General features: G+C 73.4%; 13 protein-coding genes. 4 read left to right on the forward strand and 9 right to left on the reverse strand.

Annotation, left to right across the window (positions count from 1 at the left end; all coding sequences use genetic code 11):
* Positions 1 to 36 precede the first annotated feature (36 nt).
* The 4 genes from E1212_RS13820 to dhaK all read right to left on the reverse strand — a co-directional run bounded on the left by E1212_RS13820 (position 37) and on the right by dhaK (position 5,408).
* Positions 37 to 2,964, reverse strand: a complete 2,928-nt coding sequence (locus E1212_RS13820; protein WP_131983365.1) for a beta-L-arabinofuranosidase domain-containing protein — start codon at positions 2,962 to 2,964, stop codon at positions 37 to 39.
* 424 nt (positions 2,965 to 3,388) lie between these two features.
* Positions 3,389 to 3,787, reverse strand: a complete 399-nt coding sequence (gene dhaM / locus E1212_RS13825; RefSeq protein ID WP_131983366.1) for a dihydroxyacetone kinase phosphoryl donor subunit DhaM — start codon at positions 3,785 to 3,787, stop codon at positions 3,389 to 3,391.
* Positions 3,784 to 4,413 carry a dihydroxyacetone kinase subunit DhaL gene (gene dhaL / locus E1212_RS13830; RefSeq protein WP_131983368.1) on the reverse strand — a complete coding sequence of 210 codons (630 nt, stop codon included), beginning with the start codon at positions 4,411 to 4,413 and terminating at the stop codon, positions 3,784 to 3,786. The genes dhaM and dhaL overlap by 4 nt, the downstream gene beginning before the upstream one ends.
* A gap of 2 nt (positions 4,414 to 4,415) precedes the next feature.
* The gene (gene dhaK / locus E1212_RS13835; RefSeq protein ID WP_131983370.1) at positions 4,416 to 5,408 is read right to left on the reverse strand and encodes a dihydroxyacetone kinase subunit DhaK; all 993 of its coding nucleotides are present in this window, start codon (positions 5,406 to 5,408) and stop codon (positions 4,416 to 4,418) included.
* Positions 5,409 to 5,511: 103 nt separating this feature from the next.
* On the opposite strand from dhaK, the gene E1212_RS13840 reads away from it, so the two are divergent.
* A complete protein-coding gene (locus tag E1212_RS13840; RefSeq protein WP_131983372.1) occupies positions 5,512 to 6,186 on the forward strand; it encodes an IclR family transcriptional regulator in 675 nt (224 codons plus the stop codon).
* Between the two features lie 7 nt (positions 6,187 to 6,193).
* On the opposite strand, the gene E1212_RS13845 is transcribed toward E1212_RS13840, so the two are convergent.
* Both E1212_RS13845 and E1212_RS13850 read right to left on the reverse strand, forming a co-directional pair.
* Positions 6,194 to 7,120: a hypothetical protein gene (locus E1212_RS13845; RefSeq protein ID WP_131983374.1), complete on the reverse strand. Its 927-nt coding sequence runs from the start codon at positions 7,118 to 7,120 to the stop codon at positions 6,194 to 6,196.
* Positions 7,121 to 8,041: 921 nt separating this feature from the next.
* The gene (locus tag E1212_RS13850) at positions 8,042 to 8,536 is read right to left on the reverse strand and encodes a hypothetical protein (protein WP_131983376.1); all 495 of its coding nucleotides are present in this window, start codon (positions 8,534 to 8,536) and stop codon (positions 8,042 to 8,044) included.
* Positions 8,537 to 8,695: 159 nt separating this feature from the next.
* On the opposite strand from E1212_RS13850, the gene E1212_RS13855 reads away from it, so the two are divergent.
* Positions 8,696 to 10,171: an FAD-dependent monooxygenase gene (locus E1212_RS13855; protein WP_131983378.1), complete on the forward strand. Its 1,476-nt coding sequence runs from the start codon at positions 8,696 to 8,698 to the stop codon at positions 10,169 to 10,171.
* A gap of 41 nt (positions 10,172 to 10,212) precedes the next feature.
* Here the strand turns inward: E1212_RS13855 and E1212_RS13860 are convergent, their stop codons facing one another.
* Entirely contained in the window at positions 10,213 to 10,746 is a 534-nt protein-coding gene (locus E1212_RS13860) for an Lrp/AsnC family transcriptional regulator (protein ID WP_131983380.1), read from the reverse strand.
* Between the two features lie 121 nt (positions 10,747 to 10,867).
* On the opposite strand from E1212_RS13860, the gene hppD reads away from it, so the two are divergent.
* Positions 10,868 to 12,076: a 4-hydroxyphenylpyruvate dioxygenase gene (gene hppD, locus E1212_RS13865; protein ID WP_131983382.1), complete on the forward strand. Its 1,209-nt coding sequence runs from the start codon at positions 10,868 to 10,870 to the stop codon at positions 12,074 to 12,076.
* On the opposite strand, the gene E1212_RS13870 is transcribed toward hppD, so the two are convergent.
* Together E1212_RS13870 and E1212_RS13875 are read right to left on the reverse strand one after the other, a co-directional pair.
* Positions 12,021 to 12,638 carry a hypothetical protein gene (locus tag E1212_RS13870; RefSeq protein ID WP_131983384.1) on the reverse strand — a complete coding sequence of 206 codons (618 nt, stop codon included), beginning with the start codon at positions 12,636 to 12,638 and terminating at the stop codon, positions 12,021 to 12,023. The two genes, hppD and E1212_RS13870, sit on opposite strands and share 56 nt — an antisense overlap.
* 4 nt (positions 12,639 to 12,642) lie before the next feature.
* Positions 12,643 to 14,856, reverse strand: coding sequence for a preprotein translocase subunit SecA (locus E1212_RS13875; RefSeq protein ID WP_203416840.1), 2,214 nt, complete (start codon positions 14,854 to 14,856; stop codon positions 12,643 to 12,645).
* A 101-nt stretch (positions 14,857 to 14,957) separates the two neighbouring features.
* On the opposite strand from E1212_RS13875, the gene E1212_RS13880 reads away from it, so the two are divergent.
* Complete coding sequence (locus tag E1212_RS13880; RefSeq protein ID WP_203416841.1) at positions 14,958 to 16,379, forward strand: M1 family metallopeptidase; 1,422 nt, start codon at positions 14,958 to 14,960, stop codon at positions 16,377 to 16,379.
* The last annotated feature ends 3 nt before the right edge of the window (positions 16,380 to 16,382 follow it).

Raw genomic sequence — 16,382 nt, forward strand, 5'->3', positions numbered from 1 at the left:
CTGGGCCGCCGGTGATCCGCCCGCGGTCTGTGAGTGTCAGAGCTCGCTCTTCGAACGGGCCGCCGCGATCAGGATGTCCTGCCGCTGCCGCCGGGTGTGCCGGCCTGCGTCGACCCACTCCTGCGACACGGCCTCGACCCTGCGGACGAGGTCGGCGTGGGTGGCGAACGGCGCCGCCTCCCACACGCGGTCGAGGAACGTCTCGCCCTGCTGGTCGCGGACGGCGTCGTTCGGCACGCCGGTGCGCTGCGACCGGAACACGATCTCCGGCTCCACCCGCTTGAAGTACGGGTGGTAGGCGTTGAACTCCCCCGGCACCGGGTCGGCGACGTAGTACGGCGCCAGCAGGTAGCCGTGTGTCGTGAAGTGCATCGACGCGTCGCTGGGCCGGATGGACGCCGCGAGGTCGCCGTTCAGCCCGAGCTGGGAGAAGAACGAGAACTGCCGGTAGGTGGTGTTCGCGTCGCGCACGACCATCAGCGTCGGGCCGTACATGATCGACTGCACCGACTTGTCGTTGATCGCCTTGTCGACCCAGAAGCTCAGCGGCATGGTGATGTCGACGACGTCGCCGGCCTGCCAGACGCGGCTGACGGTGACGTAGGACGTCGGCGTCGCGTCGACCTTCTGGTCCTTGCCGTTGACGGCGACCGTGTAGCCCTGCTTCGCCCAGCCGGGGACCCGCAGCTTCAGGTCCAGGGGCCCGCTGCCGCTGACGAAGCGCAGCCGGGTCGAGCCGGCCGCCGGGAACGCCGTCTCCTGCGTGATGACGAAGCCCCGCTCCGGCCAGGTCAGCGTCGCCTGGATGAACAGGTTGAGGTAGAGCGCCGACCCGTCGCCGGAGCGGAAGAACACCGTCTCCTGGTACTTCGTGTGGCTCTCGACACCGGTGCCGTTGCAGCAGCTGCCGTTGCCGCCGTAGCGGCTGTACTCGACGAACGTGCCGATGCGCCGCGACCGGCCCGGCCACATGTTCTGGTGGTACGTGACCTCGGTGTTCGTGACGCTGTCGATGTCGCGGCGCGAGCTCATGATCTGGTTGTGCAGGGCCTTCTCGTAGAAGTCCATGAACGCCGGCTCGGGCTCGATGAAGAACAGGTTCCGGGTGAGCCGGAGCATGTTGTACGCGCAGCAGGTCTCGGCGTGCCGCGGGTCGCTGCCCGACGTGAACCCGGACGTGATGTCGCCGCGGGCGCGGAAGTGCTCGCTGCGTCCCGCGCCGCCGTTGCTGAACGTGCGGTGCGGCACGACCATGCCCCAGAAGTTGCGGGCCGCCGTGTGGTACTGCTCCTCGCCGGTGTGCTCGAAGATGCGCAGGTAGCCGATGTTCGGCGCCATGTACTGGTTCGCGTGGCGGCCGTTGAGCTGGTCGACGTCGTTGATGGTGGCGTTGAACAGCGTGCTGAACGTGAACATCTTGGCGGTCTCGAGGAACCGGTCGCGCTGCGCGGCGTCGCTGGTGTGCGACGCGAGCTCGGCCATGACCTCGTTCATCGACCCGGCCTCGCCGGCGCTGTAGGTGTTCCACATGCTGTCGCGGCCCTCGGGCGTGAGCGCGCTGAGCCGGCTGTGGACCCATTCGCCCATGCGGAACAGGATCGGCAGCGCGTCCTCGTTGCCGGTGAGGTCGTAGGCGTTGAGCAGTCCGCGCATGATCTTGTGGTGGGTGTACCAGACCGCCCAGACGGCGTTCGGCCCGCTGTTGGGCTGCACCATCGGCGGTTCGATGCGGATGAACTGGCCCTCGGGGAACGCCGCGAGGTAGCCGGGGTAGCCGGTGCCGACGATGGTGGCGTCGCGGCCGTGGCCCGACGCGTCCGGCGCGGCCTGGCCCTCGGCGTCGAAGGTCCAACGGGCCAGCAGGCCGGTGCCGTCGACCCCGCCGGTCGGGTCCGTGGTGGCGGTGGCGAGCGCCTGGACCTCGGCCGCGGACAGTGCCCGGCCGTGCAGCTGCACCTCGTCGACCGCGGCGTTGAGCAGCGCGTGGTCGTTGCTGGTCGAGCGGCCGATCCAGTTGCTGACCGTGGCGCCGACGGCCGCGGGCGTGACGGTCATGGCAGGGTTGACGGCGACCTCGGCGCCGTCGACGTAGAGCCGCCCGGTGCCGCCGCCGATGGTGACCGCGACGTGCGACCAGGTGCCGACCGGCAGCTGCACGGGGGAGTCGATGCGCTGCTCGGCGCCGGACCCGTCGACCGTGATGGCGAACCGGGGGCCGACGGTATCGGAGATGCGCGCCGTCAGGGCGACGTAGGCCCGCGTGCTGGTCGCGAGGGTGAGGATGCGCGCGTTGGTCTGGTTCGCGACCGGCCGCACCCAGGCGGCGAAGGTGACGTCGGTGACGCCGGTGTTCAGGCCGGCGGGCAGCGTGACGAACTGGTTCGGATGCGGGTCGCTGAGCTGGACGGCCTGGCCGAACCTGCCGGCGACGCGGCCGAGATTGCGCTGGTCCAGGGCGTCCTGGACCTTCGCGAGCTCCGCCACGATGTAGTCGAGCTTCGTCAGGAAGAGCTCCTCGCCGGTGGCCGCCCAGCACTGCGCGAGCATGGTCATCCAGTGGCCGGAGAAGTGGCCGCGGAGCAGGTGGTTCGGCGTGTCCCAGCCGCCGGGCCAGGTGCCCGGCGCCGGCAGCCCCGCGTTGCGGCGGAACAGGTGCAGCATGCGGTCAGGCCCGTCGAGCACGTTCCCCGTGCCCGGGTAGTTGCGGGCATAGTTGAGCATCCGGTCGCGCTTGTCCTTGTAGATGCCATCGCCCAGGGTGACCTGGTTCAGCGCGAACGGCGCGACCTCCCACGTGTCCGACGTCCACCCCGGCCGCGGCGCGCCGCCGATGACGGCGCCGGCGCCGGTGTCGGCGTGAGCGGCGGGTGCGACCGCGGTGGCGACGGCGGACGCCGCAGCCGGGGCGGCCGCCGCCATCGCGCCCATGCGCAACGCGTCGCGTCGGGAGAATCTCTTGCTCATCTCGCCCTCCTCGTTCCGGCCCTCGTTGGCCGCGCAGTGGTGCAAATGTGAGCGTTAACAGAAGTGCTCCGGGATCCGCTCTTGAGCGGAATGTGACCGGTAACAGGTGAAATATCGCATCCGCGCCGGGGGCGGGTCAAGGGTGATCCGTCGACCGCGTCAGCCTGCGGTCGCGCCGTGCTCGCTTACCGGCCCACCACCGGAATGACCACGTTCACCACCCGATCCGGTGCCACACGAGGCCTTCGGACCTCGTGACGCACCTGAGCGCCTCGTGATGTGACGCGCACGCGGCCCGGCAATCGCTTTCCCGGATGTTCGCGGCGCTGGCGGCGACATCACGAGGGTCACCCGCGCTTCACGAGGTCCGCAGGCCTCGTGTGGCAGGGATTCGGGTGGTGAACGTGATCATCGGGAGGGCGGGTCAGAGCTTGCGCATCGACCAGGCGTGTTCGGCGGAGGCGACGACGGCGTCGAGGTCCTGTCCCGTCGACGCCAGCACGGCGGCGGCCACGGCGCCCTCGGCGAACGGGGCGTCGGCGAGGCGCACGACCGGCGCGTCGGCCTCGTCCTCGAGGTCCTCGACCAGGGTCTTCGACGTCAGGACGGAACTTCCCATGTCCATGATCACGCAGACGCCGTCGCCGCTGTCGGCGGAGCGGACGGCGGCGGAGATCAGCTCGATGCTGGTGCCGAACCGGCCGTCGTCGGTGCCGCCGGCGGCCCGGATGGCGACCGACGGACCGGCGAGCTCCGCCGCCAGATCGGCGACGGAGCCCGCGACCGCCGGGCTGTGCGAGACCAGCACGATGCCCACCGTCACGCCGTGACCTCCGCGAGCGCCCGCAGGATCAGCGCCAGCGACGCCGCACCCGGGTCCTCGTGGCCCACGCTGCGCGCGCCGAGGTAGCTGGCCCGGCCCTTGCGCGCCTGCAGCGGGACCGTCGCGGCGAGCCCGGCCTCGGCGGCGTCGGCGGCCGCGACGGACGCCGACGCGAGATCGCCGCCGTCGGCGACCGCCTGCCGGAACGCCGCCACCGCCGGAGCGAGGCCGTCGACCATGGTCTTGTCGCCCTCGGCGGCGCCGCCCAGCTCCTTGATCGCCGTCAGGGCGGCCTCGAGCGCGTCGCCGACCTGCTCCGCCGTCGCCTCGGTGGCGTCGCCGAGCGCCTTGCCGGCCCGGCGGAACGCGGTGCCGTAGAGCGGCCCGGACGCGCCGCCGGTCTTGGCGACGATGCCGCGGCCGGCCGCGACCAGCACGTCACCGGGCGTGGCGGGCTCCTTCTCGGCGATGTTGGCCAGGGCGGCGGCGAGACCGCGGGCCATGTTGGCCCCGTGGTCGCCGTCGCCGATCGCGGCGTCGAGGCCGGTCAGCCGTGCCTCGTTCGCCTTGACGACGGCCTCGGACGCGGTGATCCACGCCGTCGCCGTCTGGACGTCGAACGCCATGGTCACCGTCCCCACCGCAGCGCGGGCGTCGACACCGGGGCGTCCCACAGCCGCAGCAACTCGTCGTCCAGCGACATGACGGTGATCGAGAAGCCCTGCTGGTCGAGGCTGGTGATGTAGTTGCCGACCAGGCTGCGCGCGACGGTGCCGCCGTGGCCCTCGATCCAGGCGACGGCCTCGGCGAAGGCGCCGTACAGTTCGATCAGCGGGGTGCCGCCCTGGCCGTTCAGCATGACCAGCTGGTCGCCGGCGATGGGGCGGTCGGCGTGGATGACGTCGAGGGCGTAGCCGACGAGGTCGTGCACCGGCTGCATGGTGCCGCGCTCGCGGCCCGGCTCGCCGTGGATGCCGACGCCCAGCTCGACCTCGTTCTCGGCGAGGTCGAAGCCCGGCTTGCCGGCCGCCGGGACGGTGCCGGCGTGCAGCGCGATGGCGAACGAGCGGGTGGCCTCGTTGACGCGGGTGGCGAGGGCGGCGACGGTGTCGAGGTCGGCACCCTCCTCGGCGGCCGCGCCGGCGAGCTTCTCGACGAAGACCGTGCCGCCGACGCCGCGGCGCCCAGCGGTGTAGGTGGAGTCCTCGACGGCGGCGTCGTCGTTGGTGACCACGCTGACGACGCGGATGTCCTCGTCCTCGGCCAGCTCGGCCGCCATGCGGAAGTTGAGCACGTCGCCGGTGTAGTTCTTCACGATGTGCAGCACCCCCGACCCGTGGTCGGCGGCCTTGGTGGCGGCCAGGATCTGGTCCGGCACCGGTGACGTGTAGACCTCGCCAGGCGCGGCGGCGTCGAGCATGCCGTAGCCGACGTAGCCGCCGTGCAGCGGCTCGTGGCCGGAGCCACCTCCCGAGACCAGTCCCACCTTGCCCGCCATGACGCCGCCGGCTCGCGAGACGACCCGGTTCTCGAGGTCGACGGCGAGCGACGGGTGGGCGGCGGCCATGCCGCGCAGAGCGTCGGCGATGACCGAGTCGGGGGAGTTGATCAGCTTCTTCATCGACGGACCGACCTTTCCGTGACGGCGGCGTTCCCGTGGCGCCGGGGCTCGGCCGCGCTGTGGGCGATGCGCAGATGTCATCTGCGTGACACAGTACGCGTGAATGTGCGTCGCGGACCGGGCACCGGCGAACCTCTATGGTGGGGCCGTGGTGGAGATCTCCCAGACCCTCGATCGCGGGCTACGGCTGCTCGAGGTGCTGTCCGGCTCGAGCGGCGGGCTCACTGTCGCCGAGGCCTCCGCCGTGCTCGGCGTCAACCGCACCATCGTCTACCGCCTGCTGGCCACGCTCGAGCAGCACGGGCTCGTGCGCAGGGTGGCCGGCGGCCGGTTCAGCGTCGGCTTCGGCGTGCTCACGCTGGCCGGCAGTGTGCAGCCGTCGCTGCGCCAGGTCGCCCAGCCGGTGCTGCGCTCGCTCGCCGAGGACCTCGGCACCACGGCGCATCTCACCATCGCCGACGGCGTCGAGGCGCTGGCCGTGGCGGTGGTCGAGCCGACCCGCACCGACTACCACGTCGCCTACCGGGTCGGGTCCCGTCATGCGCTCGAGCGGGGCGCGGCCGGGCGGGCGATCCTGGGGGCGCGGTCGGGGTCGAGGTCGTACGTGGCGACGGCGGGCGAGCTGCAGACCGGGGCGAGCGGGGTGGCGGCGCCGGTGCTCGACCTCCCCGGCGTCGAGGCGAGCGTCGGCGTCATCGCGCTCGGGGCGCTCGACGCGGACACCGTCGGGCCCCGGACGGTCGCGGCCGCGGCCGAGCTGGCGGCGGCGCTGGCCTGAGGCCGCCCTATTCCGCGACGGTGACCTCGATCTCGTTCGAGGCCTCGTCGGGGTCGTCGACGTTCACGACGCGGAAGAAGTTGGGCCCCGGCGCACCGGTGGCGACGGAGCCGCTGAACGAGCCGTCGGCGCGGGTGGTGAACGTGAGCGGACGGCTGGCGGGATAGTCGACCCACTCGCCGTCGCCGACCCGGTGCTGGAGGCTGACCTCGACGCCGTCCTCGACCGGCGCCAGCGTGCCGGCGAGGGCGATCAGGTCGTTCGGCGCGACCTCGACCGGGTCGGCCGAGAGCGTCAGGCCCTCCGCGGGCGGCGCCTCGCCCTCGCCCGGCGCGCCGGGGTCGGACGTGCGTGCGTCGCCCGCCGGGTCGGCGCCGCCGTCGCGGGAGCCGAACCAGGCGCCGCCGGCGAACCCGAGCACCGCGGCGACGGCGAGACATGCGGCCAGCGCCCCGGCGGTGGCCCGGCTGGGCGGGGGCGCGTCGCCGGCCCGGCGCGGCCGGGTGCGCGGCGACCTGCCGCGCGTGCCGCCGCCTCCTCGGGCCGACGGCTCGCGCGCGGGCGCGTCCTCGTCCTCGTCGATCGGGTCGGGCGCCAGAGCGGGTGCGAATGCCTGGATGGCCGGCGCGGCGGCGGTGCCGACCTCGGGGGCGCGGGGGGCGACCCGGGTGGCGGTCTCCGGCGGAGGCGAGGGTGCCCAGGCCTGCGTGACGGCCTTGGCCGAGCCGTCGGACCGGGTCGCCCGGCTCGCCCGGAGGCCGGGGGCGGCGTCGGGCTCGCCGAGGCCGAGCGGGTCGTCGGGATCGGGCTCCTGGCTCGGCCCGGACCAGAACGGGGTGCCGAAGACGGGCGCGCCGCCGGCCGCGGCCGCGGGGGCAGCATCGGTGGGGACGGGCCCGGAGCGCCGGCGTCGGCCGCCGGCGTGCTTGGACACGCGGTGTCCCGCAGAGGCCTCGTCGCCGGCGCCGGTCGCAGGGTGGGATTCGCCGGGCTCGCCGGCGCGGCGGGTGTGGGATCGGCTCGACTCGGCCGCGCGGTTGGAGCCGCCCAGTACACCGGCGTCGCCGGTGCTGGGCCGGCCGGGCTCGCCGGCGGATGGGGACGGGCCGGTGGTGCCGGTTCGGCCGGACTCGCGTCGCCCGCCGCCGACGGCGGCGCCGGGCTCGGCAGCGTGCCGGGACTCGGTCGTGGGCGCGGTCGCACGGGCTCGCCGGGAGCCGGGAACCGCACCCGCGCCCGCCTCACCTGCGCCGGACTCACTCGGCCCGCCGGCTTCGGCCGCGGACGGGGCCGGGCCGGTGGTGCCGTTTCGGCCGGACTCGCGTCGCCCGCCGCCGTCGGCGGCGCCGGGTTCGGCACCATGCCCGGGCCCGCCGTCGCGTGCGGTCGGTCCCGTGCTGCGAGACCGGCGAGAGCCGTGGAGCTCGCCGTCACCCTCGCTCGACCGGCCGGAGCCGGCACCGGCACCATCACGATCGCCCGGCCGGCCGAGGTCGGCCGCGAGGCGAGGCTCGGCAGCCCGACCGGACGGGGCCGCGTGTCTGGAGGCCGGACGGGCTGCGTCGGGCGCCTCGTCGTCTGCGGGGAGACCCGGGTCGCTCAGGCCGCCCAGGCCGGGCAGCAGTGGTCCGGTCTCGTGCGGGGCGGGTCCGGCGGCGTCGAGCCAGGCGGCGATGCCGAGATCGTCGCCGGAGTCGGCGACCTCAGGCGCCGAGGAGTCGCCGGAGCGGCGGCCGGAGTCGCTGGCCGAGCCGCGATCCGCCGCGCGTCGTCCACCGGCTGCATGCCTGGACGTGGGCCGGGCGTCGCCTGAGGCTGGAGGGGACATCGTCGCCTATTGAAGCATCCGCCACCGTCACCCGATGGGCACGTCGACGGCGTTTGAGACGACCGACTCGTCGTCGGCCCGTACGACTCGGAAGCTGTTGACGCCTTCACGCTGGGAGTTCACGCGCGACGTGCCCGCGCCGTTCGCATCGGTGACGATGGGACTGACGTTGGGGAATGCCTCCCACTCACCGCCGTCGACGCTGCGCTGGATGATCAGCTCGACGCCCTCTTCGGGCGGATCCATGGTGACGGCGAAGTTGATGTCTTCGCTCGGACCGACCTGGGTGGGTTCCGCGGACAGCGTGATGGCGCCGTCGCCCGCGGGGGTCTCGGTGGCCGCCGGGGTCTCGCCCGCGGGGGTCTCACCGACCGGCGTGGTGCTGTCGCCGGAGGTGGACTCCGAGTCGGACGGGCTGCCGCCGCCGGACTGCGAGCCGATGTAGGCACCGCCGCCGAAGCCGACGATGGCGGCGATGATGAGGCAGGCGGCGAGCGCGCCGCCCGAGGCTCGACTGGACATCGGAGACATTCAACCCCGTCACCCCGGGGGCGAGGCAAGTCCGCAGGGCCGCGACGATTGACATGACCAGCAGTGATGATCACTGTGACGACGGCGACAGGTGCGCCGGCCGCCCGGACGGGTACGGTGCCCGCAGGCCGAAGGAGCCGGAGGGATGCGATGAGTGACGCGCCGGACGTCGTTGTGGTCGGTGGCGGTCCCACCGGCCTGCTGCTCGCGGGTGACCTGGCCGCCGCCGGCCTCGCGTGCACCCTGGTCGAGAAGCGCACCGCCCGCTCGCCGCTGACCCGCGCGTTCGCCGTCCACGCCCGCACCCTCGAGGTGTTCGACGCCCGCGGCATTGCCGAGCAGGTCATCGACACCGGGCAGCGGGTGGCCGCGCTCAGCCTGTTCGGCAACGTCGAGGTCGACCTCTCCGATCTCCCGACGCGTTTTCCGTTCGTGCTGGTCACGCCGCAGTACCACGTCGAGGACGTCCTCGAGGAGCGGGCCCGGCGGGCCGGCGCCACCCTGCTGACCGGGGCGACGGTGACGGCGCTCGCACACGACGACGACGGCGTCACCGTGCGGCTCACGGGCGACGACGGCGGCGCCCGGGAGTTGCGAGCGGCGTACGCGGTCGGCGCCGACGGGGTCCGGTCCACCGTCCGCGAGACGCTGGGGCTGCCGTTCCCCGGCGAGGCCGTCGTGCGGTCGGTGATGCTGGCCGACGTCCGGCTGGCCGAGCCGCCCGACGAGGTCCTGGTGGTGAACGCCAACGACGACGGGTTCGCGTTCGTCGCGCCCTACGGCGACGGCTGGTACCGCGTCATCGCCTGGGACCGGCGCGAGCAGCGGCCCGACGACGACCCCGTCGACCTCGAGGAGGTCCGCGACGTCGCGGTCCGCGTGCTCGGCACCGACTACGGGATGCGCGACGTGCGCTGGCTGTCGCGCTTCCACAGCGACGAGCGGCTGGTGCCGAGCTACCGCGAGGGCCGGGCGTTCCTGGCCGGCGACGCCGCTCACGTGCACTCGCCGGCCGGCGGGCAGGGCATGAACACCGGGCTGCAGGACGCCGCCAACCTCGGCTGGAAGCTCGCCGCGGCGGTGCGCGGCTGGGCACCGCCCGGGCTGCTCGACACCTACGACACCGAGCGCCGAGCCGTCGGGGCCAGCGTCGTGCAGGGGAGCGGCACGCTGCTGCGCATGGCGCTGACGGGGTCGGCGGCGCTGCGGGCGGTGCGCAACATCGCCGGCGCCGTCGCCGCGAGCATCGGCCCGCTGCAGCGCAAGGCCGGCGAGTTCGTCTCGGGCCTGGCCATCGGCTACGACCGCGACCGCGGCGACCACCCCCTGGTGGGCAAGCGGGTCCCCGACGTCACCGTCGTCACCGGGTCCGGCACGAAGACCCGGCTCTACGAGGAGCTGCGGCGCGGCCGGTTCCTGCTGCTGACCGGACAGGACCACCACGGCCTGGTCGACCCGTGGGACGGGCGGGTCGACCTCGTCACGACGGTCGACCGCTCGCACGGCCTCACGCTGGTCCGGCCCGACGGCTACGTCGCCTGGGCCACCGACACCAGGCCGATGATCCGCCGCGACGCCGCGTTGCGCGCCGCCCTCATCGCCTGGGCGGGCGACCCCACGGGCTGACCGGCAACTGTCGCCGTCCCGCCCGCCGCCGACGAAGTCGATCATGGAACAACCGCGGAGTTCCGGTCCGATTCGCCCGGAGTGATTCCGCGGGTACTCCAAGATCGACTCGGCGGGGTGGCGGCGGACTCGACCAAGGGGAGGATCCGCGGCGCGACGACGGTGGACAGCGCGATCAGCGTCGACGTGCGGACGATGTCGTCGTCGCCCACGAGGTCGTCGATGACCCGCTGCAGGTCGTCGTTGTCGCGCGCGACGATGCGGCAGAGCAGGTCGCCCTGGCCGGTGATGGTGTGCACCTCGAGTACCTCGGGGATGCGGCTCAGGTGCGCCGCGACCGACGCGCGGGCGCCCTGGCGGATGTCGAGCGAGGCGAACGCCGTGACCCGGAAGCCCAGGGCCGCCGGGTCGACCGTCGGTGCCAGGCTCGCGATGACGCCGGTGTCGCGGAGCCGGTCGAGCCGGGCCTGCACCGTGCCGCGGGCGACCTGGAGCCGTCGGGACGCCTCGAGCACGCCGATGCGCGGCTCGCGTGTGAACAGCTCGAGGATCCGGGCGTCGAGGCCGTCGATCACAGTAGAACTCCAGTGGACAATCTGCACAGTGGTTTGGCGGTTACGGTGTTCATACCGTACACCGTGACTACTGTGCCGGGGGCCACTTGCTCACCCCGTGACCGCCCGGCAGAGTCCTGTCATGACGGCCATCGATCACGCTCTGACCCCCGAAGAACGCGACGCCGACCTCGATCTCGAGCAGCTCAAGCAGCTCGTCGGCCTGGTGGAGTACGACGAGAGCAAGGACCCGTTCCCGGTCACGGCCATGGACGCGGTCGTGTTCGTCGCCGGCAACGCCACCCAGGCCGCGCACTTCTACCAGTCCGCCTTCGGCATGGAGCTGGTCGCCTACTCCGGCCCCGAGACCGGCAACCGCGACCACAAGGCGTTCGTGCTGCGCAGCGGGTCGGCCCGGTTCGTCATCCAGGGCGGGGTGCACCCCGAGAGCGGCCATCTCGACCACCACCGCCGCCACGGCGACGGCGTCATCGACCTCGCCCTCGAGGTGCCCGACGTCGACAAGTGCGTCGCGCACGCGCGGGCCCAGGGCGCCACCGTCCTCGAGGAGCCGCACGACGTCTCCGACGAGCACGGCACCGTCCGGCTGGCCGCCATCGCGACCTACGGCGAGACCCGGCACTCGCTGGTCGACCGGTCCCGCTACACCGGCCCGTACCTGCCCGGCTACGTCGCCAAGACCTCCACCTACGTCAAGCGCGACGGCGCCCCGAAGCGACTCTTCCAGGCCGTCGACCACTGCGTCGGCAACGTCGAGCTGGGCAAGATGGACTACTGGGTCGACTGGTACCGCAAGGTCATGGGCTTCGTGAACATGGCCGAGTTCGTCGGCGACGACATCGCCACCGACTACTCCGCGCTCATGTCGAAGGTCGTCGCCAACGGCAACCACCGGGTGAAGTTCCCGCTCAACGAGCCGGCCATCGCGAAGAGGAAGTCGCAGATCGACGAGTACCTCGAGTTCTACGGCGAAGCCGGCTGCCAGCACATCGCGCTGGCCAGCAACGACATCCTGCGCACCGTCGACGCCATGCGCGCCGAGGGCATCGAGTTCCTCGACACCCCCGACGCCTACTACGACGACCCCGAGCTGCGGGCCCGCATCGGCACCGTCCGTGTCCCCGTCGAGGAGCTGAAGAAGCGCGGCATCCTGGTCGACCGCGACGAGGACGGCTACCTGCTGCAGATCTTCACCAAGCCCATCGGCGACCGCCCCACGGTGTTCTACGAGATCATCGAGCGGCACGGCTCGCTGGGCTTCGGCAAGGGCAACTTCAAGGCGCTGTTCGAGTCGATCGAGCGCGAGCAGGAGAAGCGGGGAAACCTCTGACCGTCCTGGCCTCGGTCGTCTGCACCAGGCCGTAGACGAACCGGGCCAGCCGCGCCGAGCCGGTGGGCGTCGTGAACGCGACGTGCCACCGGCTCGCCGCGTCGCCCTCGAGGTGCTTGACGCCGGCGTACGTCCGCTCGACGTCGCCGATGACGCACGACCACGGTTCGAGGTCGCCGTCGGCGGGCAGCTGCGGGACGGCGCCGCCCTGCGCGCGGGTCAGCCAGCCGTTGACGACCCTGCCGGTGGTGCCGGTCAGCAGCTCCCAGCGCAGGTCCGGCCAGAGCGGCAGGTACCAGTGGAACAGCCGGCAGCTCACGTCGCCGATCGTCACCTCGCTCTGGCCGGCCGGCGCGCCGAGCACGATGCGGTAGCGGTCGAGTCCGCGCGGCGCCGTGCGCGACCGCTCCACCGTCTGCCAGAACGCGTTCGCCTTTCGCGCGTCCGAGCGGGTCACGCCCAGCCGCTCCCACGCCGCCTCGACGAGCTCCGGCTGGAAGTCCTGCATGCGCCGCAGCAGGACCAGCTGGAACTCTGTGACGCCGAACCCGCTGAGACTCATCGATTCAGCCGGTCAGCCCGCGCTCGTCGCCGTCGGGGCGGCCGAGCGCGCGGCGGGTGATGCCGAGGAGGAAGCGCTCGACCGGAGACCCGTACGGATCGTCGCGGACGACGTAGGTCCAGGTCGCCGACGGCCGGCCGAGGCCGAGCCCCTCCGCGTCCGCGTCGCTGAGGTCCGGGTGCGCGGCCAGGAACTCGTCGGCGTCGTCCTCGGCGCTCTGCAGCAGCGACTCGAAGGCGCGGACGGCCTCGGCGTTGAACTCCACGACGGGGGCCTTGCCGGACAGCGAGCGCAGTGGCGTGGCGTCGCGCAGGTGCGCCAGGTGGGCGAGGTGGTCGGCCCACGCGCGGTCGAGGAAGGACAGCCGCGCGCCGCGCTCGGGCTCGGGCAGCGCGAGCAGCTCCTCGCGGCGGGCCAGGACGTGGGCGCGCTGGCGACGCGGGACGACGGCGTACTCGTGCGTGTTCGCGTAGATCCGCAGCGCCGTGCCCTCGGCCACCCGCTGCGCATGTGCGGCCTGGGCGACAGCGCCCGCGGACGTGATGCGGCCGTCGGCGGCCGGGGTGGCCCGGATCCGGGCGTGCCGGGCGATGAGGTCGTCGTCGAGCGAGGCGAAGAACACCGAGCCGCCGGGGTCGCCCTGGCGCCCGGCGCGGCCGCGGAGCTGGTCGTCGAGCCGCGCCGCCGCATGCGGCTCCGTCCCGATGACCAGCAGCCCGCCGAGGCCCGCGACGTCGGCACGAGCGTCCGCCCCGTCGCTGCCGCCCAGCCGGATGTCGACGCCGCGGCCGGCCAGCTGGGTCGAGACGGTGACGGCGCCGCGGCGGCCGGCCTCGGCGATGACCGCCGCCTCGGCCTCGTGGTTCTTCGCGTTCAGCACCACGCAGGGCACGTCCGCGCCGGCGAGGAGCCCGGCCAGCTCCTCGCTGTCGGCGACGCTGGGGGTGCCGACGAGGACGGGCCGGCCGGTCGCGTGCGCGGCCGCGATGCGGTCGACGACGGCGTTCAGCTTGTCCGCGCGGGTGGCGTAGAGGGCGAGCGGCTCGTCGGTGCGGATGCCCGGCACGTTCGGCGGGATCGTCTCGACCCGGAGGCGGTACATCCGGTCGAACTGCTCGGCGGCCGAGGCCGCCGTGCCGGTCATGCCGCACAGCAGGCCGAACTCCTGCACCAGTTCCGCGGCCGTGATGGAGTCGAGGATCTCGCCGGCCCGGCTGGGCACCAGCCCCTCCTTCGCCTCGACGGCGGCCTGGAGACCGTCGGGCCAGCGGTGCAACCGGGCCACCCGGCCCTTGGTGACGTCGACGAGCTGGACGGCGCCGTCGCGGACGATGTAGTCGACGTCGCGGGTCAGCAGCGCCTCGGCATGGACGGCCAGGTTGGCCCGGGTGAGGATGCGGCCGCCGTCGGCCTCGGAGTACAGGTCGACGTCGAAGGCCTGCTCGACCAGCTCCTCGCCCGCGGGCGTCAGGGCGACCCCGTAGCCGTCGTCGGTCACCGCGTAGTGGACCCCGGCGCGCATCGACGCGACCAGCCCGGCCATGGCGGTGTCGGACTCGGCGTCGTCGACGGCGCCGGCGAGGACCAGCGGCTGCCGCGCCTGGTCGATGAGCACGGAGTCGGCTTCGTCGACGATGACGACCTCGCGCCGGCCGCGCACCCGTTCCTCGGGGTCGCGGGCCAGCCGGTCGCGCAGCTCGTCGAAGCCCAGCTCGCTCGCCGGTACGTACGTGACGTCGGCGGCGTAGGCGGCCCGCCGCGCCTCCGGATCCGAGGCCGCGTCGACCCAGGCCACGCTCACGCCGGCCGCGTCGTACAGCGGTCGCATCCAGGTGGCGTCGCGGCGGGCGAGGTAGTCGTTGGCCGCCAGCACCGTGACGTGCCGGTCGCGGACGCTGGACAGGGTGGCGGCGAGCGCGCCGGCCAGCGTCTTGCCCTCGCCGGTGTCGAGCTGCACGATCCGGCCGGCGAGCAGGCCCACGACGGCGAGCAGCTGGTTGTCGTGGGCGCGCTCGCCGAGCGCCCGCCGTCCCAGCTCACGGACGAGGGCGAGCGCGTCGTCGCGGTCCGCGCGCAGGCGCGTGACCAGCTCGTCGTCGGGGACGTCCGCCAGCGCCGCCTCGGCCTGCGCCGCGCGGTGCACCGCCCGGCGCGCGGCGGCGTCCGGAACCAGCGGTCGGACACCCAGGAAACCGGCGAGTCGCGCGCGTACACCCACGAGACCCGAGCCTATGCCGTCGCGCGAGGCGTTCCCTTTTGCCCGGATCTCCGGCAGGCTGCGGTGATCGACCGTCGTCTACCCGGGGGAGCGTGCTCGACATGAGATCTCGTATGGTGTGCGGCCTGGCCGCGGCGGCCGCCGTCGTGTTGGCAGCGGGAGCGGCGCTGCCCGCCGTCGCCGCAGACGGCGAGTCGTCGAGGCCGGCGCCGGGCGCGTCCGGCGCGGGCGACGCCTACTTCCCGTTCGCGGGCAACGGCGGCTACGACGCCGTCCACTACGACCTCGACCTGCGCTACCAGCCGCCGGCCCCGGCGCCCGCCCCACTGACCGGCCAGCTGACCGCCGTCGCCACCGTCACGATCGTGCCGACGCGGCACCTGACCAGCTTCGATCTGGATCTGCGCGGGCTCACGGTCGAGTCCGTCGTCGTCAAGGACCGGCCGGCGGAGTTCACGCGCAGCGGTGACGAGCTGGTCATCACGCCCAAGACGATCCTGCCCCGGGGCCGCGCCGTCGACGTCGTCGTCACGTACCACGGCGCCACCGGCCGGCCCCTCGACATCGAGGGCGCGCTCTACGGCTGGGTGACCACGCGCGACGGCGCCATGGTGGCGAGCGAGCCGGAAGGCTCGATGACCTGGTACCCGGTCAGCGACCACCCCACCGACAAGGCGACCTACGACGTCGCCGTCACCGTGCCGGAGGGGCGGGTCGCGGTCGGCAACGGCGACCTCGTCGGCTCCTCGACGGCGAACGGCTGGACGACGTGGGAGTGGTCGTCGCGCGAGCCGATGGCCAGCTACCTGGTGACGGCGTCGGTCGGCAACTACGAGCTGCGGCAGTGGACGACGCCGGACGGGCTGCCGATCATCGACGCGATCGACCGCGATCTCGCGCCCGCGGCGTCGGCCGGCCTCGCGCAGACCGCCGAGATGATCGCGTTCTTCGAGACCCGGTTCGGGCCGTACCCGTTCTCGTCGTACGGCGCCATCGTCGACGACGACAGCGTCGGCTACGCGCTGGAGACGCAGACCCGGCCGATCTACTCCAGGAGCGCGTCGGAGGGCACGGTCGCGCACGAGCTCGCGCACCAGTGGATGGGCAACTCCGTCAGCCCGGAGCGCTGGTCGGACATCTGGCTGAACGAGGGCTGGGCCAGCTACGCGGAGTGGCTGTGGTCCGAGCACGACGGCCGCACCACGGCGGCGGAGAACTTCGCCGATGTCATGGCGATCCCGGCGACCAGCTCGTTCTGGCAGACGGTCATCGCCGACCCCGGGCCGCTCGGGCTGTTCGCCGGCGCCGTCTACGACCGGGGCGCGGCGACGCTGTACGCGCTGCGGCAGGAGATCGGCGGCGAGGCGTTCGACGCGCTGTCCGTGGAGTGGCCGACGCGGTACAAGGACTCGGTGGCGACGACCGACGACTTCCAGGCGCTGGCCGAGGAGCTGTCCGGCCAGGACCTCGAGGCCTTCTTCGACGCGTGGGTGTGGACCGCGGGCAAGCCGGCTCTGCCGTGACGC

Origin of the sequence: Jiangella ureilytica, from assembly GCF_004348545.1 — a bacterium.
GTDB classification, from domain to species: Bacteria; Actinomycetota; Actinomycetes; order Jiangellales; family Jiangellaceae; genus Jiangella; species Jiangella ureilytica.